This is a genomic window from Amycolatopsis sp. NPDC005003 (genome assembly GCF_053600695.1).
In genome coordinates this window covers 179,772-203,873 of the sequence record NZ_JBSGAI010000013.1, presented here as the reverse complement: position 1 = coordinate 203,873, position 24,102 = coordinate 179,772, and the positions used below count along the sequence as shown (strand labels likewise).

At 71.0% G+C, this 24,102-nt stretch carries 24 protein-coding genes; 14 read left to right on the top strand and 10 right to left on the bottom strand.

What is annotated here, in order from left to right:
• Positions 1-176: 176 nt before the first annotated feature.
• The 4 genes from ACWED2_RS17905 to infC all read right to left on the bottom strand — a co-directional run bounded on the left by ACWED2_RS17905 (position 177) and on the right by infC (position 2,316).
• Positions 177-992 (bottom strand): TrmH family RNA methyltransferase, encoded by an 816-nt coding sequence (locus ACWED2_RS17905; protein WP_449691606.1) that lies wholly within the window; start codon positions 990-992, stop codon positions 177-179.
• A complete protein-coding gene (rplT, locus tag ACWED2_RS17900; protein ID WP_004559056.1) occupies positions 989-1,366 on the bottom strand; it encodes a 50S ribosomal protein L20 in 378 nt (125 codons plus the stop codon). The genes ACWED2_RS17905 and rplT overlap by 4 nt, the downstream gene beginning before the upstream one ends.
• 67 nt (positions 1,367-1,433) lie before the next feature.
• A complete protein-coding gene (rpmI, locus tag ACWED2_RS17895; protein ID WP_086840453.1) occupies positions 1,434-1,628 on the bottom strand; it encodes a 50S ribosomal protein L35 in 195 nt (64 codons plus the stop codon).
• Between the two features lie 67 nt (positions 1,629-1,695).
• Entirely contained in the window at positions 1,696-2,316 is a 621-nt protein-coding gene (infC, locus tag ACWED2_RS17890) for a translation initiation factor IF-3 (RefSeq protein WP_086840451.1), read from the bottom strand.
• 196 nt (positions 2,317-2,512) lie between these two features.
• Here infC and ACWED2_RS17885 point away from each other — a divergent pair, with 196 nt between their 5' ends.
• The 4 genes from ACWED2_RS17885 (at position 2,513) to ACWED2_RS17870 (ending at position 5,200) form a co-directional block, all read left to right on the top strand.
• Entirely contained in the window at positions 2,513-2,872 is a 360-nt protein-coding gene (locus ACWED2_RS17885) for a DUF1844 domain-containing protein (protein WP_191313234.1), read from the top strand.
• Between the two features lie 157 nt (positions 2,873-3,029).
• A complete protein-coding gene (locus ACWED2_RS17880) occupies positions 3,030-3,524 on the top strand; it encodes a hypothetical protein (RefSeq protein WP_449691580.1) in 495 nt (164 codons plus the stop codon).
• Positions 3,525-3,572: 48 nt separating this feature from the next.
• On the top strand, positions 3,573-4,208 hold the full coding sequence (locus ACWED2_RS17875; protein WP_449691579.1) for a GntR family transcriptional regulator: 636 nt from the start codon (positions 3,573-3,575) through the stop codon (positions 4,206-4,208).
• Positions 4,205-5,200: a 1-aminocyclopropane-1-carboxylate deaminase gene (locus ACWED2_RS17870; protein WP_449691578.1), complete on the top strand. Its 996-nt coding sequence runs from the start codon at positions 4,205-4,207 to the stop codon at positions 5,198-5,200. The genes ACWED2_RS17875 and ACWED2_RS17870 overlap by 4 nt, the downstream gene beginning before the upstream one ends.
• 15 nt (positions 5,201-5,215) lie before the next feature.
• Here the strand turns inward: ACWED2_RS17870 and ACWED2_RS17865 are convergent, their stop codons facing one another.
• Genes ACWED2_RS17865 through ACWED2_RS17855 form a run of 3 tightly spaced genes read right to left on the bottom strand, consistent with a single transcriptional unit; the run spans position 5,216 to position 7,328 of the window.
• Positions 5,216-5,599 carry a RidA family protein gene (locus tag ACWED2_RS17865; protein WP_449691577.1) on the bottom strand — a complete coding sequence of 128 codons (384 nt, stop codon included), beginning with the start codon at positions 5,597-5,599 and terminating at the stop codon, positions 5,216-5,218.
• Entirely contained in the window at positions 5,599-6,357 is a 759-nt protein-coding gene (locus tag ACWED2_RS17860; protein WP_449691576.1) for an IclR family transcriptional regulator, read from the bottom strand. The genes ACWED2_RS17865 and ACWED2_RS17860 overlap by 1 nt, the downstream gene beginning before the upstream one ends.
• Positions 6,354-7,328 (bottom strand): sugar kinase, encoded by a 975-nt coding sequence (locus tag ACWED2_RS17855; RefSeq protein ID WP_449691575.1) that lies wholly within the window; start codon positions 7,326-7,328, stop codon positions 6,354-6,356. Before ACWED2_RS17855 ends, ACWED2_RS17860 begins: the two co-directional genes overlap by 4 nt.
• A 113-nt stretch (positions 7,329-7,441) precedes the next feature.
• Between ACWED2_RS17855 and ACWED2_RS17850 the strand changes: the two genes are divergently transcribed.
• Genes ACWED2_RS17850 through ACWED2_RS17815 form a run of 8 tightly spaced genes read left to right on the top strand, consistent with a single transcriptional unit; the run spans position 7,442 to position 17,340 of the window.
• Positions 7,442-8,740 (top strand): amino acid deaminase, encoded by a 1,299-nt coding sequence (locus tag ACWED2_RS17850; protein ID WP_449691574.1) that lies wholly within the window; start codon positions 7,442-7,444, stop codon positions 8,738-8,740.
• A complete protein-coding gene (locus ACWED2_RS17845) occupies positions 8,740-10,335 on the top strand; it encodes an N-acyl-D-amino-acid deacylase family protein (RefSeq protein WP_449691573.1) in 1,596 nt (531 codons plus the stop codon). The genes ACWED2_RS17850 and ACWED2_RS17845 overlap by 1 nt, the downstream gene beginning before the upstream one ends.
• Positions 10,332-11,720: a GntP family permease gene (locus tag ACWED2_RS17840; protein ID WP_449691572.1), complete on the top strand. Its 1,389-nt coding sequence runs from the start codon at positions 10,332-10,334 to the stop codon at positions 11,718-11,720. Before ACWED2_RS17845 ends, ACWED2_RS17840 begins: the two co-directional genes overlap by 4 nt.
• Positions 11,721-11,768: 48 nt before the next feature.
• The gene (locus tag ACWED2_RS17835) at positions 11,769-12,893 is read left to right on the top strand and encodes a lactonase family protein (protein WP_449691571.1); all 1,125 of its coding nucleotides are present in this window, start codon (positions 11,769-11,771) and stop codon (positions 12,891-12,893) included.
• An 8-nt stretch (positions 12,894-12,901) separates the two neighbouring features.
• Complete coding sequence (locus tag ACWED2_RS17830; RefSeq protein WP_449691570.1) at positions 12,902-14,185, top strand: extracellular solute-binding protein; 1,284 nt, start codon at positions 12,902-12,904, stop codon at positions 14,183-14,185.
• Positions 14,185-15,132: a carbohydrate ABC transporter permease gene (locus tag ACWED2_RS17825; protein WP_449691569.1), complete on the top strand. Its 948-nt coding sequence runs from the start codon at positions 14,185-14,187 to the stop codon at positions 15,130-15,132. The genes ACWED2_RS17830 and ACWED2_RS17825 overlap by 1 nt, the downstream gene beginning before the upstream one ends.
• A complete protein-coding gene (locus tag ACWED2_RS17820; RefSeq protein WP_449691568.1) occupies positions 15,123-15,971 on the top strand; it encodes a carbohydrate ABC transporter permease in 849 nt (282 codons plus the stop codon). Before ACWED2_RS17825 ends, ACWED2_RS17820 begins: the two co-directional genes overlap by 10 nt.
• Position 15,972: 1 nt before the next feature.
• Positions 15,973-17,340, top strand: a complete 1,368-nt coding sequence (locus ACWED2_RS17815) for a beta-N-acetylhexosaminidase (RefSeq protein WP_449691567.1) — start codon at positions 15,973-15,975, stop codon at positions 17,338-17,340.
• Here ACWED2_RS17815 and ACWED2_RS17810 read toward each other — a convergent pair whose 3' ends face one another.
• Entirely contained in the window at positions 17,341-19,095 is a 1,755-nt protein-coding gene (locus tag ACWED2_RS17810) for a M64 family metallopeptidase (RefSeq protein ID WP_449691566.1), read from the bottom strand.
• 146 nt (positions 19,096-19,241) lie between these two features.
• On the opposite strand from ACWED2_RS17810, the gene ACWED2_RS17805 reads away from it, so the two are divergent.
• The gene (locus tag ACWED2_RS17805) at positions 19,242-20,345 is read left to right on the top strand and encodes a hypothetical protein (protein WP_449691565.1); all 1,104 of its coding nucleotides are present in this window, start codon (positions 19,242-19,244) and stop codon (positions 20,343-20,345) included.
• A 16-nt stretch (positions 20,346-20,361) separates the two neighbouring features.
• Here the strand turns inward: ACWED2_RS17805 and ACWED2_RS17800 are convergent, their stop codons facing one another.
• Both ACWED2_RS17800 and ACWED2_RS17795 read right to left on the bottom strand, forming a co-directional pair.
• Positions 20,362-21,030: a response regulator gene (locus ACWED2_RS17800; protein ID WP_354850970.1), complete on the bottom strand. Its 669-nt coding sequence runs from the start codon at positions 21,028-21,030 to the stop codon at positions 20,362-20,364.
• Positions 21,027-22,613 (bottom strand): ATP-binding protein, encoded by a 1,587-nt coding sequence (locus ACWED2_RS17795; RefSeq protein WP_449691564.1) that lies wholly within the window; start codon positions 22,611-22,613, stop codon positions 21,027-21,029. The genes ACWED2_RS17800 and ACWED2_RS17795 overlap by 4 nt, the downstream gene beginning before the upstream one ends.
• Before the next feature lie 145 nt (positions 22,614-22,758).
• Between ACWED2_RS17795 and ACWED2_RS17790 the strand changes: the two genes are divergently transcribed.
• A complete protein-coding gene (locus ACWED2_RS17790; protein ID WP_449691563.1) occupies positions 22,759-24,102 on the top strand; it encodes a cation:dicarboxylate symporter family transporter in 1,344 nt (447 codons plus the stop codon).

The following is a 24,102-nucleotide window of genomic DNA, read 5'->3' as shown; positions in this document are numbered from 1 at the left end:
TCCGCTGGGACTGGTCGTTCGCGCTCCGCCGCACACGGCACGCGAGAGGTCAAAGGCGGGAAAAGTCTATGGGATCGGCTCCGCACGCCCCCGGTCGCCCCGGGCGCGTGCGGACGCACGGTCACCGCCCGGCGAAGTCCGCCACTCCGGACGCCGGCCGCGGCCCGGCGAGCGGGTCAGCGCCGCGCCGCCATCGCGCTGGTGTAGACGCAGACAGCCGCCGCGGTGGCGAGGTTGAGGCTCTCGGCGTGGCCGTACAGGGGGATCCGGACGGCGAGGTCGGCGCGGTCGAGGACGTCGGCGGGCAGGCCGTGCGCCTCGTTGCCGAACACCCACGCCGTCGGCGTGGCCAGGTCCACCCGATCGAGTTCGGCGTCGGCGTAGCCGTGGGCGGCGAACGTCCGCAGGCCCGCGGCCGAGCAGGCGGCCAGCGCGGCCGGGACGTCTCGGACACGGGCGATCGGCAGGTGGAACAGGCTGCCGGCGGCCGCGCGGACGCACTTGCCGTTGTGGGGGTCGACCGTGTCGCCCGCCAGGACCACCGCGTCGGCACCGGCCGCGTCGGCGACGCGGATCACCGTGCCCGCGTTGCCGGGGTCGGCGACGTCCACCAGCACCACCACGAGCCGGGCGGCCGGGGTCACGGCCTCCTCGAGGGGCCGGTCCAGCAGCGCGCAGACGGCCACGATGCCTTGCGGCGTCACGGTTTCCGACAGCCCGTCGGCGGCGCGGTCGGTGATCGGCGAGACCGGGACACCGGCCTCGCGGGCCGCGTCGACCAGGCCGGGGTGCTGCGCGGCCGCGCGAGAGGTGACGAACAGCTCGTGCACCCTGCCGTGCTCGAGCGCGGCCTCGACGGCGTTGGCGCCTTCGGCCAGGAACCGGCCGGTCTTGTCGCGTTCCGCGCGCCGCGTCAGCTTGCGCGCAGCAACGACCCGGGGGGTCCGTTCGGTGAACGGTTCCGCCCCGGGTCGCGGAAAGCTGCCGGTCAGGCCGACTTCGCTTCGCCGGTGTTGACGTTGGCCTTGGCGAGCTCGGCCAGCGCGGTGAAGGCGGCGGCGTCGTTGACGGCGAGGTCCGCGAGGATCTTGCGGTCGACCTCGACACCCGCGGCCTTGATGCCCTGGATGAACCGGTTGTAGGTCACGCCGTTGGCGCGGGCGGCCGCGTTGATGCGGGTGATCCACAGCTGGCGGAAGTCACCCTTGCGGGCACGGCGGTCCCGGTAGGCGTAGTTCAGCGAGTGAAGCGTCTGCTCCTTGGCCTTGCGGTACAGCCGCGAACGCTGGCCGCGGTAGCCGCTGGCCAGTTCGAGAGTTGCGCGACGCTTCTTCTGGGCGTTGACCGCCCGCTTGACGCGTGCCACGGGTCCATCCTGTCGATCTCAGGGGGCGAGGGGGACGCCCCGGGTGGTTACAGCAAGTTCTGCGGGATCAGATGCCGAGCAGGCGCTTGACGCGGCTGACCTCGGTCTTCGACACCTCGGTGGTGCCCTCGAGGCGGCGGGTCACGCGGCTGGACTTCTTCTCCATGCGGTGGCGCCGGCCGGTCATCTGGCGGCGCAGCTTGCCCGTCCCCGTCTTGCGGATGCGCTTGGACGTCCCGCTGTGGGTCTTCATCTTCGGCATTTCTGTCCTCTTTCGTGCGGCGGCTCACCGGAGAACCGGTGAGCCGCTGACTCGTGCTGGTCGGCGCCTACGCCTCGGGGGCCTGCTCGGGAGCGGGCTCGGCCTTGGCCTTCGGCTTCACGTTCTTGTGCGGGGCCAGCACCATGATCATGTTGCGGCCGTCCTGCTTGGCCGAAGACTCGACGAACCCCAGTTCGGTGACGTCCTCGGCGAGCTTCTGCAGCAGCCGGTAGCCGAGCTCCGGCCGGGACTGCTCGCGACCGCGGAACATGATCGTCACCTTGACCTTGTTGCCCGCCGCCAGGAAGCGCGACACGTGACCCTTCTTGGTCTCGTAGTCGTGCTGGTCGATCTTGGGGCGCAGCTTCTGTTCCTTGATGACGGTCAGCTGCTGGTTGCGCCGCGACTCGCGGGCCTTCTGCGCGCTCTCGTACTTGAACTTGCCGAAGTCCATGAGCTTGCACACCGGCGGGCGGGCCTGCGGCGCGACCTCGACGAGGTCGAGATCGTTCTCCTGCGCCAGGCGCAGCGCATCCTCGATCCGGACGATGCCGACCTGTTCGCCGGCGGGGCCGACGAGTCGGACCTCCGGCACCCGGATACGGTCGTTGATGCGTGTCTCGGAGCTGATGGGGCCTCCTTGGTCCGAGGAATGTTTCCTGTTCTCGTTTCGACCTGGTGCCCACATAGCGAAGGCCCCGACACCGTTCGGTGTGCGGGGCCCACTCTGTTCCGATCGTGCCCCGGAGGGCACTGCTTCGCTTCGGACTTGCGTCCTGGCGAGACCGGACCCGGACACCTGTACGGTGACGCGGGTGGGAGCGGGGCTCCACTTGCCGCCCCCGATCGCTCGGGGGCTGGTCGCTCGTGGAAGGGTACCAGACGTGTCAGAACAACCCTCCGAACAGCCCCCTTATTCCCCCGAAGCCCGCCACCTGGAGGACATCCCCAGCGTGGAGGTGATCAGCCGGGCGGCGGTGATGCTGCTGTCGGCCGGCGCCGAGCGGCTCGGGCTCGCCGACGCCGACCCGGCGACGTCCCCGCACCGCGACCTCGACGAGGCGCGCCGCCTCATCACCGCGCTCGCCGGGCTCGTGACGGCCTCCGCGGAGTACCTGGGCCTGCACGCCGGCCCGTTGCGCGACGGCCTGCAGTCGCTCCAGAAGGCGTTCCGCGAAGCTTCGGCCGTGCCGGACGAGCCCGGCCAGGGCCCCGGCGAAAAGTACACCGGCCCGGTTTACTGATCCGACGGCCCGGCCGCCCGGCCTCGTGCGGCCGTGTCTTGAAGATCGCCTCGTTGTGGCCCACCCCGCTGGGGGCGGGGCGGGCGCCCCGGCCGAAACCGACCCGCGTGGGCCGGGCGGTTCGCTCCGGCTACGGCGTGCGGCACACTTCCGTGTCGTGCTGACTCCACTCGTCGCCGGGGTGTTCGCGCTCGCCGGGGTGCTGCTCGGGGTGTTCCTCGAACCGGTCAAGGCCCGGGTCGCCGCGCGGACCCGGCTGCGGGAGGAGCGGGCGCTGCGCTCCGCCCAGCTCGTCGAAGCGGCGACCACGGCCCGCGACGCCGTTCTGTGGCTCTTCCGGACCGTGCGCACGGTCGCGCCGGCGGTGCCCGCGAGCCCCGAACTCGTTGCCGAAGCGGAACAGCGGTACTGGAGCGCCCGCAGCGACCTCAAGAAGGCTCTGCTGCTGCTCCGCCTCGTCGGGCCGGACGAGCTGATCGCCGGCGCGCTGGCCGTCGCGGAAGCCGATCGGGCGCTGCGGACACTGTGGTTCGACCGCGCCCCGGAGGCCCGGCAGTCGCACTCCGCCGAGATGTCGGCCGTGCTGCGCCAAGGACGGCACGCCTTCGACGAATTCACCGACCTCGCCCGGCGGCTCACCACGCCGAGCTGAGCAGAACGGCGCTTGCCGGACACGGCACCGACATCTAACATGTTAGATGTGAGTCTCTCGAAGGTCACCCGCCCGTTGCTCCGCGACGAGGCCTACGACCGCATCCGCCGCGCGATCGTCGACGGCACGCTGCCGCCCGGCGCTCCCCTGCGCGACGGCGACCTCGCCGACCAGCTCGGGCTGTCCAAGGCTCCCGTGCGCGAGGCCCTGCGGCGCCTGGCCGACGACGGTCTGGTCGACTCCAAGCCGCAGAGCTACACGCGCGTGTCCGAGGTCATGTCGCCCGACGTGCTCGACGCCCGGGAGATCGTCCGGGTGTTGCACGAGTTCGCCGTCCGCCAGGCCGCCGCGAGGTGCCGCCCGGCCGACATCGCCGCCATGCGCGCGGCCAACGACCGGTTCGCGAACGCCATCGAAGCCCGGGACATCGCGGCCGCCGTGCAGGCGGACGACGAGTTGCACGACGTCCCGGTCCGCCTGGCCGGCAACGCCGCGGTGGCCGCGACCCTCGACCGATACACGCCGCTCCTGCGCCGCCTCGAGCACGCCCGGTTCAGCTCGGCACTCGCCTGGAACTCCGTCGAGCGCCACACGAAGCTCATCGACGCGCTCGAGAAGCACGACACCCAAACCGCCGTCGAGGTGATCTCGACCATCTGGACCGAACTGCTGGAGGACCGATGACCCTCGCCGACTTCCCCCGCTACCCGCTGTTGTTCGGCCCGTCGCCGGTGCACCCCCTCGACCGGCTCACCGAACACCTCGGCGGCGCGAAGATCTGGGCCAAGCGCGAAGACGTGAACTCCGGCCTCGCGTACGGCGGGAACAAGACCCGCAAGCTCGAGTACCTCGTCGCCGACGCGCTCGCCCAGGGCGCCGACACGCTCGTTTCCATCGGCGGCGTCCAGTCCAACCACACCCGCCAGGTCGCCGCGGCCGCCGCCCGGGCCGGGCTGAAGGCCGTGCTGGTACAGGAAAGCTGGGTCGACTGGCACGACCCGCTCTACGACAAGGTCGGCAACATCCAGCTGTCGCGGATCCTCGGCGCCGACGTCCGGCTCGTCGAGGCCGGCTTCGGCATCGGCTTCAAGGAGGCGTGGGAGAACGCGGTCGCCGAGGTCGAAGAGCGGGGCGGGAAGCCGTACGCCATCCCGGCCGGCGCCTCGGACCACCGGCTCGGCGGCCTCGGCTTCGCGAACTGGATCGTCGAACTGGAACGCCAAGAAGAAGAACTCGGCGTCTTCTTCGACACCGTGATCGTCTGCTCGGTCACCGGCAGCACGCAGGGCGGGATGGTCGCCGGGACCGCGCTCGGCAAGAACCGCCGGATCCTCGGCATCGACGCCTCCGCCAAGCCGGAAGAAACCCGCGAGCAGGTCACGCGCATCGCGCGCAACACCGCCGAGCTGATCGGCGCCGGCGAAATCCCCGAGGTCGAACTGGACGACCGTTACCACGCCGGAATCTACGGCATCCCCGACAAGTCCACAGTGGACGCCATCGGGACGTGCGCCCGGCTGGAGGGGATGATCACCGACCCGGTGTACGAGGGCAAGTCGATGGCCGGGCTGATGGACCTCGTCAAGAACGGCGAGATTTCCCGCGACTCGAACGTGCTCTACGCCCACCTCGGCGGGCAGCCAGCCCTGAACGGCTACACGAGCGTCCTGGGCTGACCACCTGCCGCAGGCTCAGTCCAGCACGCAGAGCACGTCGATCTCGACGAGCAACTCGCCCGGCAGGCCGACGTACACCGTCGTGCGGGCGGGCTGCGGCGCGTCGCCGATCAGCTCGTCGTACACCTCGTTGAACGGCGCGAAGTGCGCGGTGTCGGTCAGGTACACCCGGACCATGATCGCGTCGGCGAGGCTCGAGCCCGCCTCCGCCAGCACCGCTTCGATGTTCTTGAACGTCTGCCGGGTCTGGCCCGCGACGTCGTCGCCGACGATCGCGTTCGTCGCCGGGTCGAAGGCGACCTGGCCGGCGACCTGCAGCAGGTTCCCCTTGCGGACGGCCTGCGAGAACTTCGCCGGCGGCTTCGGCGCGTTCTCGGTGGAAACTGCCGTCTTGCTCATCAGTGCCCCTTTCCGTTCTCCGTCCATCCACTGTGGACGGAAGCTTCCTTGGTGGCGGCCCGCAGTTCGGGCACCAGCGCCAGCAGGCCTTCGTAGTCGAGCAGCACCTTCGGCACCGACATCGACGCGGCGGCCAGCACCTCGCCGCCGGTCCCCCGGACCGGCGCCGCGATGCAGTGGATGAAGTCCTCGTGTTCGGCGTTGTCGACCGCGTACCCACGCTCGGCCACGCGTTCCAGCTCCGCCAGGTACTCCGCGGGCGTGGTGATCGTGTTCGGCGTCCGGACCGGGTACTCGATCGACCGCGCGATCTCCTCGCGGCGGGCCGGCGGCATCGCGGCGACCAGCACCTTCCCCACCGCCGTGCAGTGCAGCGGCGCGCGCTTGCCGATGCGCGAGTACATCCGCACGGAATGCCGGCCTTCGAACTTGTCGATGTAGACGACTTCGCCGTCCTCGTAGCTGGCCAGGTGCACGGTGTGCCCGGTGCGCGCGTTGAGGGCGGCGAGCGCGGGGTGCGCGCTGCGCCGGACGTCGAAGGAGTCCAGGGCCTGGTTGGCGAGGTCGAACATGGCGCTGCCCAGCCGGTAGTGCCGGGCGCCTTCGCGGCGGACGAAGTGGTGCTGCTCGAGGGTGCGCAGCAGCCGCAGCACCGTCGACTTGTGCACGCCGATCTCGTCGGCGAGGTCGTCGAGCGTGCGCGCGTCCTGCGCGATCGAGTTCAGCAGCGTCAACGCGCGGTCGAGGCTTTGACTCACGTGCGCACCACCCCTTCGCCGGTCAGCCGGACCGAACGCCACTCGTCCGGGTCCGCGTGCAGCAGGGTATCCACGACCGCGGGCGGCAGCGGCACGCCGACGTCGTCGTGGGTCAGCAGCGTGACCGCGGCCTGGAGATGCCCCTGACGCAGCCGTTCCAGGGGCGTGGCACCGCGCAGGGTCGCGGCGAGGAACCCGGCGGCGAAGGCGTCACCCGCGCCGACCGGCTCGACGACGTCGACCTGCAGCGCGGGCGCGAACAGCGGCTCCCCCTCGACGAGGGTCGCGCCGCGCTCGCCGTGCTTGACGACGAGCGTGCGCGGCTGCGGCAGCAGCGCCCGCAGCTTCGCGGGGTCACCGGTCCCCCACACGCGCTCGGCCTCGTCGTCGCCGGTCAGGACGATGTCGGCCTGGGCGGCCAGCTCGGCGAGCAGCCCCGGATCACGGCCGGCCCAGAGCGCGGGCCGCAGGTTGACGTCGAACGAGACCAGCCGGTCGCCGCGGGGCAGCTCCAGCAGGGCGCGCACCAGCGCGAGGCAGCTGTCCGACAGCGCGGGCGTGATCCCCGACAGGTGCAGCACGCGGACGCCGTCGAGGTTCAGCCGGTCCAGCAGCGACGGGCCCATCCCGGACGCGGCCGAGCCGGACCGGTAGTAGCGCACCGGACTGCCGCCCGCGCCGCTTTCCTTGACGTAGAGCCCGGTCGGGCGCGTCGGATCGACAACGCACCCGCTGACGTCGACACCGTGGGAGGCGACCTCGCGCAGCATCGCCCGGCCGAACGGGTCGTCCCCGACCGCGCTCACCCAGCCGCTGCGGACGCCGAGCGTCGGCAGGTTGCAGGCCACGTTCGATTCGGCCCCGCCGATGGTGCGCACCCAGCGCTTCACCTCGTCCGGCGGGCCGGGTTCGGCGGGCACGAACAGCGCCATCGTCTCGCCCACGCACAGCACCTCGGGCCCGCTCGTCACTTTCCGTCTCCCCTGTCCGTCACCCCGTTGACCTGTGGCGACTCGGATGCTACACCTATGGCACTCAAAATGCGCAACAGTCGTTGCAACATACGCAACCGAGGTCGCCGCCGATGAACCCTTGCCTGATGGACCCCGCCGCGCTCGACGCCCTCCGCCAGGAGCGGATCGACTGGCGCTTCCGCTCGGCCGCCCCCGCTCTGGGCGGGCTCACGCTGGCGGAAGCCGCGGACCGCCGGCTCAACCTGTTCGCCGACGGGTTCTTCGCCCCCTTCGTCGTCCTCGACGAAGAGGCCCTCGAACACAACCTGCGGACGATGGCCGCCTGGTGCGCCGCGCGGGGCGTGGTGCTCGCTCCGCACGGCAAGACGACCATGGCACCCCAGCTGTTCGCGCGCCAGATCGAGCACGGCGCCTGGGGTATCACCTGCGCGAACGCCGGGCACCTCCGGATCTACCGCGCCTTCGGCGTCTCCCGGATCCTGCTGGCCAACCAGCTGCTCGACAGCGCCGGCCTGCGCTGGCTGGCCGCCGAACTGGCGGCCGACCCCGAATTCGAGTTCCTCTGCTGGGTCGACTCGGTCCGCGGTGTCGAGCTGATGACCGCGGGCCTCGAAGGCGCCGAGCGCCCGGTGGACGTGCTGGTCGAACTGGGCGCCGACGGCGGCCGCACCGGCGTCCGCGACACCGCGACCGCGCTGGCGATCGCCGAGGCGGTGCACGCGAGCCCGGTGCTGCGGCTGCGCGGCACCGGCGGCTACGAAGGCGCGCTGTCCCACGACACCGACGAAGCCGCACTGGCCAAGATCAGCTCCTATGTGGACGGTCTGCGCGACCTGGCGATCTCCTTCGCGGACAAGGGCCTCCTCGACGGGCAGATCATCGTCACCGCCGGCGGCAGCGCCTACTTCGACCAGGTCGCGAACGAACTCACCAAGCCGTGGCCCGACGGCCTCGACGTGCTGCCGGTGCTGCGCAGCGGCGCCTACCTGACCCACGACGACGGCTTCTACCGCGAGATCTCCCCGCTCGGCGACCACCCGCGCATCGACGGCGTCGACTCCTTCCGGCCGGCGCTGCGGGCCTGGGCGCAGGTGACGTCGAAGCCGTCGGGCGAGCTCGCGCTGCTCACCCTCGGCAAGCGGGACGCCTCCTTCGACGAGGGCATGCCCGAGCCGCAGCTGCGCCGGACGCCGGGCGGCCCCGCCGAACCCCTCGAAGGTCACGTCGTCGCGAAGATGAACGACCAGCACGCCTTCCTGACGCTGCCGCCGGGGTCGCCGGTCGAGGTCGGCGACTGGATCGGGCTCGGCCTCTCGCACCCGTGCACGGTGTTCGACAAGTGGCCGCTGCTGCCGGTGACCGCCGCCGACGGCGAAACCGTCGTCGACTACGTCCGGACGTGGTTCTGATGGCCGTCGTCGTCAAGAACGCGCTGGTCGCCGACGGCACCGGCGCGCCGCCGGCCCGCCACGACGTCGGCATCGCCAACGGGGTGATCGCCGAAGTCGCCGACGCGGGCTCGCTCACCGGCGGCCGGACCATCGACGCCGACGGACTGGTGCTCGCGCCCGGGTTCATCGACATGCACTCGCACTCGGACCTGCAGCTCCTGGCCAACCCGGACCACCCGGCGAAGATCACCCAGGGCGTGACGACCGAAGTCCTCGGCCAGGACGGGCTGTCCTACGCGCCGGTCGACGACGTCGTGCTCCAAGCACTGCGGCAGCAGCTCGCGGGTTGGAACGACGACCCGCCGGGCTTCGACTGGAACTGGCGCTCGGTCGGCGAATACCTCGACCGGCTCGACCGGGGCATCGCCGTCAACGCGGCCTACTTGGTGCCACAGGGCACGGTCCGGATGCTCGCCGTCGGCTGGGACGACCGGCCCGCGACGGACGCCGAGCTGACCCGGATGAAGGACCTGGTCGCGACCGGTCTGCGCGAAGGCGCGATGGGGATGTCGTCCGGCCTCACCTACACGCCGGGGATGTATGCGGAGACGAGCGAGCTGGTCGAGCTGTGCCGGGTCGTCGGCGAGCTCGGCGGGTTCTACAGTCCGCACCACCGCAGTTACGGCAAGGGCGCCCTGGAGGCGTTCGCCGAGATGATCGACGTCTCGCGGAGATCGGGCTGCCCGCTGCACCTGGCCCACGCGACGGTGAACTTCTCGGTCAACAAGGGCAAGGCCCCCGATCTGCTGAAGCTGCTGGACGACGCCCTCGACGACGGCTGCGACATCTCCCTTGACACCTACCCGTACCTACCGGGCGCGACCTACCTGAGCGCGTTGCTGCCGAGCTGGGCCACCGAAGGCGGCCTCGACGCCACGCTCGCCCGCCTGTCCGATGTGGACGAACGAGAGCGGATCCGCGCGGTGATCGAAGAGTCCGGTTCGGACGGTGCTCACGGCGTCCCGATCGACTGGGAGGCCATCGAAATCAACGGCGTCCGCAACGAGCACAACGCCCACCTCGTCGGGCACAGCGTCGCCGCGTCGGCGCGCAAGCAGGGCACCGAACCGGCCAAGCTCTACTTCGACACGCTGCTCGACGAACGGCTCGGGACGTCGTGCCTGATGCACGTCGGGCACGAGGAGAACGTCCAGGCCATCATGCGGCACTCCACGCACACCGGCGGCAGCGACGGGCTGCTCGTCGGCGCCCGGCCGCACCCGCGGGCCTGGGGCACGTTCCCCCGCTACCTCGCCCGGTACGTCCGCGAACTCGGCGTGCTGGACCTCGCCGAGTGCGTCGCCCACCTGACCGGGCGGGCCGCGCGGCGGCTGCGGCTGGCCGACCGCGGCCTGGTCCGCGCCGGGTACGCCGCCGACCTGGTGCTGTTCGACCCCGAAACGATCACCGACACCGCCACCTTCGACGATCCCCGGCAGGCCGCCGCGGGCATCACCCATGTCTTCGTCAACGGCATCGCCGCCCTCGACGACGGAAGCCCCACCGGCGCCCTAGCCGGACACTCCCTGCGCAACCCCCGGAGAGCACGATGATCCACTGGCTGCAACACACCACCGGCGGGCTGCTGACGCTCGCCGCCGTCTCGATCGCCGTCCTGCTGGTGCTGATCATCAAGCTCAAGCTGGAACCGTTCATCGCGCTGATCGTCGTCGGCCTGCTGACCGCGCTCGCCGCGGGCCTGCCGGTCGGGACGATCGTCGGCTCGGCCCAGAAGGCGTCGGACTCCCTGCTGGAAAAGGGGTTCGGCAGCATCCTCGGGCACATCACGGCGATCATCGGCCTCGGCACGATCCTCGGCTCGATCCTGGAACGATCGGGCGGCGCGAAGGTGCTCACCGGAGCGCTGCTGCGGTCGTTCGGCGAGAAGCGGGCACCCCTCGCAATGGGCGTCGCCGGGTTCGTCTTCGGCATCCCGGTGTTCTTCGACATCGGCATCTTCGTGCTGGCGCCGCTGGTCTACGTCGCCGCGCGCCAGGGCGGCAAGTCGCTGGTGCTGTACGCGATGCCGCTGCTGGCCGGCCTGTCGATCACGCACGCCTTCCTGCCGCCGCACCCCGGCCCGGTGGCCGCGGCCGGCCTGCTGCACGTCGAGCTCGGCTGGATCATCCTGATGGGCCTGGCCTGCGGCATCCCCGCGTTCCTCGTCGGCGGCGTGCTCTACTCGACGTGGATCGGCAAGCGCATCACCGTCGACGTGCCCGAGGACATGGTCTTCGCCGAGGAAGAGGGCGAGAAGGAGGAGAACCCGCCGTCGCTCGGGCTGGTCGCGGCGATCATCGCGGTGCCGCTGGTGCTGATCCTGGCCGGCACGTTCGGCAGCATCTGGCTGCCGAAGGGCTCCGCGCTCGCCGGTGTCGCCGCGTTCATCGGCACCCCCGCGGTCGCGCTGACCGTCGCCGTGCTGCTCGCGTCCTGGCTGCTGGGCCTGCGGCGCGGGTTCACCGGCAAGGACCTCAACGAGCTGGCCGCGAAGTCGCTGCGGCCGGTCGCGATGATCCTGCTGGTCGTCGGCGCGGGCGCGTTCTTCGGCGCGGTGCTCTCGGCGACCGGGATCGGCAAGGCCGTGGCCGACTCGCTGCACGACGCCGGGCTGCCGGTGCTGCTCGCGGCGTACGTCATCAGCTGCGGCATGCGGATCGCGCAGGGTTCGGCGACCGTCGCCATCGTGACCACCAGCGGGATCATCGCGCCGACCGTGGCCCAGCTCGGGTATTCGCAGATCCAGCTGGCGCTGCTCGTGATGGCGATTTCGGCCGGCTCGATCATCGCCTCGCACGTCAACGACGGCGGGTTCTGGATCGTTTCGCGGTACTTCAACCTCACCGTGCCGCAGACGATCAAGTCCTGGACCGCGCTGGAAACCGTGCTTTCCCTTTCCGGATTCGGGGTTTCGGCATTGCTCATGGCCGTGGTCTAGACCATACTGGAGCCTGTCACCGCCGAAACCCGTTGGGAGACAAAGACGATGACCGGACTTTCCCGTCGCACGTTCCTGGGTGCCGCGGCCGGTGCGGGCGCGGCCACCGTGCTCGGCAGCCAGCTCGCGTCGGCGGCCACCACGCCGAAAGGCTGCTTCGCCGGAGGAACCGTGTACATCGGCAGTTACACCAGCGGCGCGACCGGGCACGGGCTCGACGTCACGACCCGGTCCGGCGCCGCGCTGAACCCCGTGCGCACGGTGCCCGGCATCACCGACACGTCGTGGTTCGACCGCAGCGCCGACGGCAAGACGCTGTACGTCACCAACGAAGGTGACCCGAACGGGTACGTCTCGGCGTTGGACATCACCGACCCGGCGAACCCGAAGCTGCTCAACAAGGTTTCGTCGAAGGGTGGCGCGCCGACGCACCTCAGCGTGCATTCGGGCGGGAAGTACGTGCTGGCCGCGAACTACAGCTCGGGCAGCGTCGTCGTGCTGCCGGTCCTGGCCGGCGGCAAGCTCGGCGCGGCCACGGACCTGGTCACCCACCACGGCGCCGAGCGGGACGCGCACGCCCACCAGGTGGTCAACGACCCGACCGGCCGCTGGGTGCTGGCGGTCGACCTCGGCGCGGACTCCGTGTACGTCTACGGGTTCGCCGCCGGGAAGCTTTCGCTGCACCAGCAGCTGAAGCTGCCGTCGGGTGCCGGGCCGCGGCACCTCGCGTTCGACCGCAGCGGGAAGTTCGCCTACATCCTGGGCGAGCTGCGGGCGGAGGTGACGGTGGCGAGCTGGGACGCGGCCGCCGGGAAGCTGAAAGCGCTCTCGGTCGTCCCGGCCGTGCCCGCCGGGAGCACGGGTGACCGGTTCCCCGGCGAGATCATCGTGTCGGACGACGGGAAGTTCGTCCACGCGACCGTCCGCGGCCCGAACACCCTGGCCACGTTCACGGCCTCCGGTGCCACGCTGAAGCTGGTGTCGACGGTCCCGACCGGCGGGAACTGGCCGCGGCACGTGGCCCTCGACCCGTCCGGAAGCTGGTTCTACGTCTCGAACCAGCGTTCCGGCACCGTCACCTGGCTGCCGCGCGACCCGGCCACCGGCCTGCCCGGCGCGCCCGCTGGTTCGCTCGCCGTCGGGTCCGTCAACTCCGTCTACTTCGCCTCGTGAGGTTCACCATGAGACTGCGCCGCACCCTGCCCGTCGTCGCCGGGCTGGCCCTGCTGGCCGGCTGCGCGCCCACCCAGTCCGCACCCGCGGGCGGCGGCGGGGACGACAAGACCGGCACCGTCCGCGTCTGGCTGTTCGACGAGGCCAACCGCGCGCCGAAGGAGGCCGCGGTCAAGGACGCCATCACCGAGTTCAAGGCCGCTCACCAGGGCGTCGAGGTCGACGTCCAGTGGGTGCCGGTCGAGGGCCGCGCCGACAAGTTCTCCGGTGCCTTCAACGACCCGGCCAACGCCCCGGACGTCGCCGAGTTCGGCAACACCGATGTCTCGAACTACGCGGCCACCGGAGCGCTGGCCGACCTGACCGGCGACCTCGCGGCGTGGCCGGAAGGCAAGGACCTCATCCCGACCGTGCTGGACACCGCGAAGTCCGGCGGCCAGACCTACGGCCTGCCCTGGTACACCGGCATCCGCGCGCTCTACTACCGGACCGACGTCTTCACCGAGCTCGGCCTCAAGCCGCCGTCGACGCTCGCCGAGCTGACCGACACCGCCCGCCGGATCCGCGCCGCCAAGCCGGACCTCTACGGCATCGCCGTCGGCGGCAAGTACACCTACGCCATGCTGCCCTTCCTGTGGGCCAACGGCGGCGAGCTGGCGCAGCAGAGCGACGGCAAGTGGAAGTCGACGGTCGACGGTGAGCAGGCCAAGGCCGGCGTGACGCAGTACGCGACCCTCCTCAAGGACGACATCTGCCCGCCCGCGCAGTGCGCGAACCTGACCGGCACGCAGAGCGTCACCGCGTTCGCCGGCGGCAAGGCCGGGATGACGATCGGCGGCGACTTCAACCGCAAGGCCGTCGAGCAGGGCGCGGTCAAGGGCAAGTACGCCGTCGTCCCGATCCCGGGCACCACGGCGGGCAGCGTCGCGCCCGCCTTCGCCGGCGGCAACCTGCTGGGCGTGTTCAAGGCGAGCAAGCACCGCAGCCTGGCGCTGGAGTTCGTCGAACTGCTCGGCGGCGCGAAGTACCAGGAGAAGATGTACACCGCGATGGGCAACCTGCCGACGCTGGGCAGCGTGCAGCAGAAGCTCGCGGCGAACGACCCCTTCCTCAAGCCGTTCGTCGACACCCTGAAGGCGGGCACCAAGTTCGTCCCGGCGACGCCCGCGTGGTCGAAGATCGACAGCCAGAACGTGCTGCCGACGGCCGTGCAGCAGATCGCCACCGGCGGGAAGGACCCGTCGGCGGCGCTGGCCGACGCGGCCGCCGCGATGAACAAGGCCTTCGGCTAGTGGTGGCAGTCCAGGAAGCCCCTTCCGTCTCGGCCCCCGCGCGGCGGCCGAGACGGAAGGGGGACGGCCGGGCCGCGGCGCTGTACCTCGCCCCGGCGGGCGTCCTGCTCGCCGCGCTGCTGGCCTACCCGATCTACCAGCTGGTCCTGATCTCGTTCTACGACTACGGCCAGCCGCAGGCCGCGGGCAACGCGCCCCTGGTGTTCCTCGGCTTCGCGAACTACGCGGACCTGCTTTCCCAGGCGCAGTTCTGGACCGTGCTCGGCAAGACGGTCGGGTTCGCCGCGGCCTGCGTCGTCGGCTCGCTCATCGTCGGCACCGGGCTCGCGGTGCTGGCTTCGCGGGTGCGTTCCCTGCCCCGGATGCTGCTGTTCCTGGCCGCGCTCGGCGCGTGGTCGACGCCGGCGATCGCGGGCTCCTACGTCTGGCTGTTCCTCTTCGACACCGACTTCGGCCTGGTCAACGAGGTGCTGTCCGGGCTCGGGCTGCCGTTCGAGCACCACTCGTGGACCTTCGGCACGCTCGGCGCGTTCGGGCTGGTCGCCGCCGAGGTGATCTGGTGCTCGTTCCCGTTCGTGCTGGTCACGATGTACGCCGGGATCAAGGGCGTCCCGGACGAAGTGCTCGAAGCGGCGTCGCTCGACGGCGCGTCGGCGTGGCGCACGACGTGGACGATCGTGCTGCCGATGGTGCGGCCGCTGCTGATGATCGCCACCGTCCAGTCGATCATCTGGGACTTCAAGGTGTTCACCCAGATCTACGTGATGACCAACGGCGGGGGCGTCGCCGGACGCAACCTGGTCTTGAACGTCTATGCGTACCAACAGGCTTTCGCCGGGCAGGAGTACGGCCTCGGCTCGGCGATCGGAGTCGTGATGACGCTGTTGCTGCTGTCGGTCACCGGGCTGTACGTCCGGTCGCAGCGCCGGAGCGCGGCATGGCTGTGAAACGCCCCGGACGGCTGGCCGCCGAGGTCGTCACCGTCGTGATCGCCGGGATCGTCGCGTTCCCGCTGTACTGGATGCTGCTGTCGGCGGTGAAGCCGGCGGGCGAGATCCAGTCGGCTGCACCGAAGCCGTGGACGTTCCATCCGTCGTTCGACAGCTTTTCGCGCGTGCTCACCGTGTCGGGCTTCGGGCGGTACTTCGTCAACAGCCTGCTGGTGGCCCTGGTCGTCGTGGCGCTGTCGCTGGTGCTTTCGTTCCTCTCGGCGGTGGCACTGACGCGGTTTTCCTTCAAGGGCCGGACCGTGCTGCTGGTGATGACGCTGGTCGCCCAGATGGTGCCGGTGGAGGCGCTGACCATCCCGCTGTTCTTCCTGATGCGGTCCCTCGGCGGCGCGGTCCCGGCCCTGGGTCTCAACGAGCTGGGCTCGCTGGTGCTGGTGCACCTGGCGTTCAGCCTGCCGTTCGCGATCTGGATGCTGCGCGGGTTCGTCGCCGCGGTGCCGGTGGAGCTCGAGGAGGCGGCCAAGCTCGACGGCGCGTCCCGGATGCGGTTCACCTGGCAGATCCTGTTCCCGCTGGTGGCGCCCGGCCTGGTCGCGGTCAGCGTGCTCGCGTTCATCCACGCGTGGAACGACTTCCTGTTCGCCAAGACGTTCATCGTCTCCAAGACCGAGAACCAGACGCTGCCGCAGGCGATCCTCGTGTTCTTCAAGCCGGAGGACACCGACTGGGGCGCGGTGATGGCGTCCTCGACGCTGATGACGATCCCGGTGCTGGTGTTCTTCGTCCTCGTCCAACGACGGCTGGTGTCCGGCATGGCCGGCGCCGTGAAGGGCTGACATGGCTTTCGACACCCTGCTCCCCCGCCCGGTCTCGGTGACGCCCGCGCCGGGCTCCTGCCCATGGCCGTCCACTGTGGACGTTCGGCCCGCTTCTCTGCCGCCTGAGGGGTATCGGCTTTCCCTCTCGCCCGCCGGGGTGGTTCTGGAGGTGGCAGATCCCGCCGGGGAGGTCTACGGGCGGGAGACGTTGCGGCAGCTGGCGGGACCGGGCGCGTTCCGGGTGGCCGGGTTCGCGCCGACGTCGCTGCCGTGCGGGGTCGTCGAGGACCACCCGCGGTTCGGGTGGCGCGGCTGCCTGCTGGACGTCGCCCGGCACTTCCGGACCAAGGCCGAGGTGCTCCGGTTCGTCGACCTGCTGGCCGCGCACAAGCTGAACGTGCTGAACCTGCACCTCACCGACGACCAGGGCTGGCGCTTCGAGGTCCCGTCGTTCCCCCTTTTGACGTCCGTGGGCGGCTGGCGGCCGTCGTCGATGGTGGGCAGCGGGGGCGCGCAGGACGGGCGTCCGCACGGCGGGTTCTACACCGGTGACGACCTGCGGGAGATCGTCGCCTACGCCGCCTCGCGGGCGGTCACGGTGGTGCCGGAGATCGACGTCCCCGGCCACGCGCGGGCGGCCCTCGCCGCCTATCCCTCCCTGGGGACGTCGTCCTCCTACGAAGTCTGGACCTCCTGGGGTATCAGCACCTCGCTGCTTTCCCCCGTGGAGTCCACTTTGGACTTCTTCCGGCAGGTGTTCGACCACCTGCTGGAGATCTTCCCGTCGCCGGTGATCGCCTTGGGCGGCGACGAGACGCCGGGCGCGACCGACGAGCACCGCGCGTTCGTCCGCCGGCTGGCCGAGTACCTGGTGGCCCGGGGCCGCACCCCGATGGGCTGGGACGAGGTCCTCGACATCGACGGCCTCCCGCCGATGGTGATCGGCGCGTGGCGCAACGAGGACGCCGGCGTGCGCGCGGCTTCTCTCGGGCACGACGTGGTGATGTGCCCGGAGCAGCACGTGTACCTGGACCACCGGCAGGCCGCGGATCCCGAGGAGCCGATTCCGGTCGGGGAGGTGCACACGGTGGAGGACGTGTACGCGTACGAGCCGGCGCTGAGCGGGTCGCGGCTGCGGGGCGTGCAGGCGCAGGTGTGGAGCGAGCACCTGGACAGCGTCCGCCGGGTGGACTACATGGCGTTCCCGCGGCTTTCGGCGTTCGCGGAGGTGGCGTGGAGTTCCGGGCCGCGGGATTACGCGGAGTTCCTGCCGCGGCTGCGGGACCACCACTTGCCGCGGCTGGACGCGCTCGGGGTGGAGTACCGGCCGTTGGACGGGCCGCGTCCGTGGCAGATGCGGCCGGGGGTGCCGGGCCGGCCGCGGTGATCACGGCAGCAGCGTCACCGTCACCGACTTCGTCGGGCCCACGTTCCCCGCCGCGTCGACGGACCGGTACTCGATGCGGTGCTTGCCGTACCCAGGCTTGCGCTCGGCGAACGGCGAGACCGTGAGGCCGCCGGAGCCGAGGTTGCCGTACGCCAGCCCGTCGATGTCGGTGCCGAGCGCGGTGAACAGGTACGGCGCCTTCGGGTCGGTCGGCCAGCCGAAGTACTTGTACCAGCCGTCGCCGTCGACGCGGAACTCCGGCATGCCGTCGGGCGAGGTCAGCCGCAGGGTGAACGAACCGTGGAACACGTTGTCCCCGGCGGGCGGCAGCTCGGCCGTGGTCGCCGGGCCCGTCGCGTCCACCGTCCACGTCAACGTCGTGCCGCCGGTCGTCGCCGTGAGCGTGTGCGAGCCGCGGGGCACGTCCAGGGCGAAGTCGGGGCCGGTCCAGGCCAGGCGGCCGTCCAGCCTCCAGACGACCTCGGGGATCGAGCCGGTCGGCTCACCGGTTTCGACGTAGACCATGTCGTGGCCGCCGACCGGGCGCGAAACCGGCGTCGAGGCCACCACCGCCGGGCCGGCGGCGGGCGGGGTGACCACCGCCGTGTCGACCGTCCAGGTGCGGGTCGCCGACGGGCGGGCGGCCGGGTCGCGGACGAACGGCGTCGGGTCGGTCACCGTCGCCGTCAGGGTGTGCTTGCCCGGCTTCACGCGCACTGTGCGCAGGTCGACCGCGTCGCGGCCGGGCAGCCTCTTGCCGTCGAGGGTCCAGGTGATGTCCAGGCGGTGGTCCACCGGGTGCATCGGGCGTACCCAGACGACGCGGTCGGCGCCGATCGTGCCGGCCGGGGTGCCGCCGGCGACGAGCGGGACCTTCGCCGCGATCCGCTGTGTCATCCGTTCGCGGCCGACCTGGTCGAACGCGTAGCCGAGGGTCTTCATCATCGAGTGCGCGCTCGGCCGCCACACGCCGGTCTGGGTGTACAGCCCGCCTTCGAAGCGGCCGATCGTGCCGCCGGACTCGCTGGGTTCGCCGAGCCAGCGCCACCACTTGGCGTGCTGGGCCCGCATCTGCGGCTCGGTCAGCAGGGTGTGGTGGATCGAGTCCGGCTCACCGCCCTCGTACGCGCCACCGGGGACGTTGCGGGCGTAGTAGTCGTACTCGTCGTCGAGGCCGCCGAGCGAGTGGCCGAGTTCGTGCGGCGAGATCAGCGCGGACAGCGCGTTCCCGCCGGACGCCGTCGCGTAGGTGCCGCCCGCGCCGCCGTAGGTCGAGCTGTTGCCCAGGGCCAGGATCTGGCGGTTCGCCGGGGTCGTGCCGGGCACGAGGTCGGCGTACCGCTGCGCGGCCGCGTCGTCGACGGTCAGCAGCCGCTGCACGCTCTGCGGGTTGCAGCCGCCCCAGAAACCCATGTTCAGCGGGGTGTCGCGCCGCGGCGCGGCCAGCCCGGGGTCACAGTCCACACCGGACTCCGGGGAGGCGATGGACACGGCGTAGACGTTGAAGTAGCTGCGGTAGGACTTGAACGGCTCCAGCGACCACAGGGTGTTCACGTGCCGCTCGACGTCGGCGAAGAACTTCGGCTGCTCGGCGGCGGTGTAGCCGTCCCCGAGGACAACGAGGTTGAACCGCTGCGCGACCGGCCCGGTCACCTGGACTTCGCTGACACTCGCGGCAGGCTCCCCGGCGTACGCCGGAGTGGCGACCCCGAGCGAAACCACGAGCGCTGCGACGAACCCGGCCCACTTCCGCATGGCGGCACTCCCCTGGTCGGTGATCTTCCCGGTGTACCGCACCGGGTGCGGCACCGGAACCGCCGGAAGTCGGCCGCTGCGAGGTATAGGCCGTTATACGCGGGTCTGGTGAAACGATCTGCCGCTCTCCGGCGACTGACTCGACTGTGGAGCAGCTCAGTTCCGGAGTCATCGGTCTGGTCGTCGGTGCGGTGCTCGGGCTGGCGCTGTCGGTCCTCTTCGAAGACGCCTTGAAAGGCGCGTTGACCAGATCGGCCGGTCGCCTCCGTCGCGCGCTCACGCGTGAGGCCGTCCCGGACACCGACACGGGGTTCGCGATCGGCACCTTGAGAACCAGTGTCGTGCTCATCGAGGGTGACGGCACCCAGGTGATCGACGAGCAAGCAGTCGAGGTGGTCGTCGATCCGGGCTCCGTGGAGCTGCCCGCCGATGTCGCCCGGCTGCGGGAGGAAGTCATCGAGCGGCAAGGGGCTTCCGCCGCGGCGGGCCGGCAGGCGCACTGGAACGGACCGACCTACGCGGTGTCCGGCTTCTCGGTGCAGCGTCTCGGCGTCGACGAGCTGCCGGGAGTTCGCCTGCGTGTCAAGGGCACCGACTACTTCACGTTCCTGGCGACGCAGCAATTGGACCGCGAGCTCCCCAGCGGAGAGACCCTCCGCGACAAGTACGTGACCCCGTTCCCGGTCACCGAGGTCCCCGACTTCATGTGCGCGAGCTTCGGCACCTACGTAGCCGTGGTCACGGCGGACCGGAAGGCCGTCTTCGCGAAACGGAGCAAGACGGTGGGGGCGTTCCCGGGCCTCTGGGACGCGTCGGCCAATGAGGGGTTGTCCCGGTCACTGGACTCGCACGGCCGCACCCCGCCCGGCCTCTACGACGTCGCCCGGCGTGGTCTGCGCGAGGAGCTGGGACTGGACCGCTCCGAGTACCACCTGGAACTGCTGGCCTTCGACGTCGATCGCGCGACGAACCAGTGGGGGTGCATGTTCACGGCTTCCCTGCACGAGCTGACCGCGGCACAACTCGCCGAGCGCCGGACCCGGGGAGTGGCCGACAAGTGGGAACACGACGAGTGGGAGTTCGTGCGCTTCCAGCCCTCGGATGTGGTGAGCCACCTGCTGCGGCCCGATCGCCGCGAGCAGTGGACTCCGGTGGCACCGGCATTGTTCCACCTCGCCCTCGTCCGGCACTTCGGGCGTGCGAGAGTCGAACGGCAGGTCCGTGAACTGACCCGCTCCACCCGACGGTGAAGCCCGGTCACCAAGCTCACACGCGCGTCAGCCGGTACCAGACCTCCGGCCGCCCGACCTGGCCGTAGTGCGGCTCACGGTGGGCCATCCCGTTGTCCGCCAGGTACTCCAGGTACCTCCGTGCCGTCACGCGGGACGCGCCGATCGCCGAGGCCGCCGCGCCCGCCGAAAGGCCGTCCGCCGCGCCGGAAAGCGCGTCCGTGATCGCTTCCAGGGTCTGGACGCTCATGCCCTTCGGCAGCGGGGGCTGCTCGGTCGTGCGCAGCGCCCCGAGGGCCCGGTCGATCTCCGCCTGGCCGGTGACTTCGCCGGACGCGTCGCGGAATTCCGCGTAGCGCTCGAGCTTTTCGCGCAACGTCGCGAACGTGAACGGCTTGAGCAGGTACTGCACCACGCCGACCGACACCGCCGCCTTCACCAGGCCGAGGTCTCGGGCCGACGTCACGGCGATGACGTCGATCGGGAGCCCGGCCGCGCGCAGCGACCGGCAGACCGCCAGTCCGTGCGTGTCCGGCAGGTAGAAGTCCAGCAGCACCAGGTCGACCGGCTCGCGTTCGCAGAACCGCAGCGCCTCGCCGCCGGAGTGGACCACGCCCGCCACCGCGAATCCGGGGAGCCGCTCGACGTACACGCGGTGCGCCTCGGCGGCCACCGGCTCGTCCTCCACCACCAGCACGCGGATCACCGCGCCGCCTCCTGCCGCGGGAGCCACACAGTGAACACCGCGCCGCCGTCGCGCCCGACTTCGACCGTGCCGCCGTAGCGGCGCACCGCCTGGCCGACGAGCGCGAGCCCGAGCCCGTGGCCGTCCTCGGCCTTCGTCGACCAGCCGCGGCGGAACACGTCGGCGCCCTCGGGCACGCCCGGCCCGGAGTCGGCGACGCGCAGCAGCAGCCCGTCGTCCTCCGTGCGGGCGGTGACGACGACCTTCGGGTGCCCGGTGCCGCGCACGGCCGCGTCGAGGCCGTTGTCGATCAGGTTTCCGAGGATCGTCACCAGGTCGCGGGCTTCGACACCGAGCGAGACGTCGTCGATCACGGTGTCCGGCGTGACCGTCAGCTCGACCCCGCGCTCGCTCGCTTCGGCCGCCTTGCCCAGCAGCAGCGCGGCAAGTACCGGCTCCGCGACAGCGCCGACGACCCGATCGGTCAGCTCCTGGGCGAACGCGAGCTCGGCGGTGGCGAACTCGACGGCCTGCTCGGGTTTGCCGATCTCGACCAGGGAAACGACCGTGTGCAACCGGTTCGCCGCCTCGTGCGCCTGCGACCGCAACGCCTCGGCGAGGCCGCGCGCGGTGGTCAGCTCCCCGGTCAGCGACTGCAGTTCCGTGTGGTCGCGCAGGACGACGACGGTGCCCTGCGCGCGGCCGCCCGAGCGGACGGCGGTGGTGCTGACCAGCAGCACGCGCGAGTCCGTCAGGTGCAGTTCCTCGGCCCGGTTCTCCGCCGACGTGAACGCCTCGGCCAGCCCGTCCGGCAACCCCAGCGTCGCCAGGTCGCGGCCCACCGGGTCGGCGTCGAGGCCGAGGAGCGTGCGCGCGCCGTCGTTGCAGAGCCCGATCCGCCCGTCCCGGCCGACGAGCAGCACGCCTTCGCGGACCGAGTGCAGCACGGCCTCGTGGTACTCGAAGAGGTTGCTCAGCTCGTCCGGCGCGACGCCGCGGGTCTGGCGCCGCAGCCGGGCACTGATCAGCCAGCCGCCGAGCGCCCCGACCAGCACGACCGCGCCCGCGACGCCGAACAGCGGCAGCAGCCGCTCGCGCAGCTCGGCCGAGATCGCCGCGACCTTGATCCCGACCGCGACCAGCGCGACGACCCGGCGGCCGGCGTCGAACACCGGGACGACCGTGCGCACCGACGGGCCGAGTGAGCCGGTGTAGGTCTCGGTGTAGTCGTGGCCCTGCTGGGCCCGGGCGATGTTCCCGATGTAGTGCTGCCCGATCAGGGCGGGGTTGGGGTGCGTGTAGCGGATCCCGGCCGGGCTCATGATCGTGATGAAGTCGACCTGGGTGTCGTGCTGCACGCGCAGCGCGAACGGCTGCAGCGTCGCGCTCGGGTTCGGCGTGGTCACCGCGGCGACGACGGTCGGCGCGTCGGCGACGGTCCGAGCGATCGCGCTCACCTGGTCCTCGGCGTTCTGCTCGACCGCCCGCCGCGCGTCGAGCCAGGCGAAGGTGATCCCGGCGCCGGCCAGCACGCAGAGCACCACCAGCTGCAGCACGAGCAGCTGGCGCGCGAGGCTCCAGTGGGACCGCAACGTCGGGGGCACCTCCTCATACCAGCACACCGCTCGCGCAGCTGTCCGAACGGGACGGTGCGATCATCACACGAACTCAATGAACACAAGTGAGCCGGATCACCGAACTCGGCCTACAGTGTGCCGCAACCTGAACACCCCCGAGCTGGAGGCAACGGTGCCTACACCGACCCCCGACGCGGCGCCGCGCCGCCGCGACAAGACCCACTACCTGTACCTGGCCGTGATCGTCGCGGTCCTGCTCGGGATCCTGGTGGGCTTTCTCTTCCCCGGTTTCGCCAAGGGCCTCAAGCCGCTGGGCGACGGGTTCGTCAACCTGATCAAGATGATGATCTCCCCGATCATCTTCTGCACCATCGTGATCGGTGTCGGCTCGGTCGCCAAGGCGGCGAAGGTCGGCAAGGTCGGCATCATGGCGCTGGCCTACTTCATCCTGATGTCGACCTTCGCGCTCGCGATCGGCCTGGTCGTCGGCAACCTGCTGCACCCGGGCGAGGGGCTGCACCTCAGCCCGGCCGACGTGAAGAGCGTCCAGAAGTCCGCCACCGGCTCCGAAGGCCCGGTCGACTTCCTGCTCCACATCATCCCGAAGACGTTCGTGTCCGCCTTCACCGAGGGCCAGGTCCTGCAGACGCTGCTCATCGCGTTGCTCGTCGGCTTCGCGCTGCAGAAGCTGGGCTCGAAGGGCGCGCCGATCCTGCGCGGCGTCGAGCACATCCAGCGGCTGGTCTTCCGGGTGCTGGCGATGATCATGTGGGCCGCCCCGATCGGCGCGTTCGGCGCGATCGCCGCGGTGGTCGGCGCGACCGGCTGGGCGGCGCTGAAGAGCCTCGCGGTGATCATGATCGGCTTCTACGCGACCTGCCTGGTGTTCGTGTTCGTCATCCTCGGCCTGGTGCTGTGGATCGGCGCCCGGGTCAACATCCTGAGCCTGCTGCGCTACCTCGGCCGCGAGTTCCTGCTGATCCTGTCGACGTCGTCGTCGGAATCGGCGCTGCCGCGGCTGATCGCCAAGATGGAGCACCTGGGGGTCGGCAAGTCGGTCGTCGGCATCACCGTGCCCACCGGGTACTCGTTCAACCTGGACGGCACGGCCATCTACCTGACCATGGCGACGCTGTTCATCGCCGCGGCCCAGGACGAGCCGCTCTCGATCGGCGCGCAGATCGGCCTGCTGGTGTTCATGATCATCGCGTCGAAGGGTGCGGCCGGCGTCAGCGGTTCCGGCATCGCCACCCTGGCCAGCGGCCTGCAGTCGCACCGGCCGGAACTGGTCAACGGCGTCGGCTTCATCCTCGGCATCGACCGGTTCATGTCCGAGGCCCGCGCGCTGACGAACTTCGCCGGCAACGCCGTCGCGACTGTCCTCATCGGCAACTGGACCAAGGAGTTCGACCGCGAACAGGCGGAACGGGTGTTCGCCGGGACCGCGCCGTTCGACGAAGCCACGTTGATCGACGAGGAGCGGCAACCCGAGCCCGAGGAAGTCGCGGCGAGGTAG

What these genes read in the sequence shown, in the direction of transcription:
- rpmI (WP_086840453.1), bottom strand. Translation starts at nt 1,628, where the DNA reads ATGCCGAAGATGAAGACCCACAGCGGGACGTCCAAGCGCATCCGCAAG.
- infC (WP_086840451.1), bottom strand. Translation starts at nt 2,316, where the DNA reads ATGTGGGCACCAGGTCGAAACGAGAACAGGAAACATTCCTCGGACCAA.
- ACWED2_RS17870 (WP_449691578.1), top strand. Translation starts at nt 4,205, where the DNA reads ATGACCCTCGCCGACTTCCCCCGCTACCCGCTGTTGTTCGGCCCGTCG.
- ACWED2_RS17865 (WP_449691577.1), bottom strand. Translation starts at nt 5,599, where the DNA reads ATGAGCAAGACGGCAGTTTCCACCGAGAACGCGCCGAAGCCGCCGGCG.
- ACWED2_RS17850 (WP_449691574.1), top strand. Translation starts at nt 7,442, where the DNA reads ATGAACCCTTGCCTGATGGACCCCGCCGCGCTCGACGCCCTCCGCCAG.
- ACWED2_RS17845 (WP_449691573.1), top strand. Translation starts at nt 8,740, where the DNA reads ATGGCCGTCGTCGTCAAGAACGCGCTGGTCGCCGACGGCACCGGCGCG.
- ACWED2_RS17840 (WP_449691572.1), top strand. Translation starts at nt 10,332, where the DNA reads ATGATCCACTGGCTGCAACACACCACCGGCGGGCTGCTGACGCTCGCC.
- ACWED2_RS17835 (WP_449691571.1), top strand. Translation starts at nt 11,769, where the DNA reads ATGACCGGACTTTCCCGTCGCACGTTCCTGGGTGCCGCGGCCGGTGCG.
- ACWED2_RS17830 (WP_449691570.1), top strand. Translation starts at nt 12,902, where the DNA reads ATGAGACTGCGCCGCACCCTGCCCGTCGTCGCCGGGCTGGCCCTGCTG.
- ACWED2_RS17820 (WP_449691568.1), top strand. Translation starts at nt 15,123, where the DNA reads ATGGCTGTGAAACGCCCCGGACGGCTGGCCGCCGAGGTCGTCACCGTC.
- ACWED2_RS17815 (WP_449691567.1), top strand. Translation starts at nt 15,973, where the DNA reads ATGGCTTTCGACACCCTGCTCCCCCGCCCGGTCTCGGTGACGCCCGCG.
- ACWED2_RS17810 (WP_449691566.1), bottom strand. Translation starts at nt 19,095, where the DNA reads ATGCGGAAGTGGGCCGGGTTCGTCGCAGCGCTCGTGGTTTCGCTCGGG.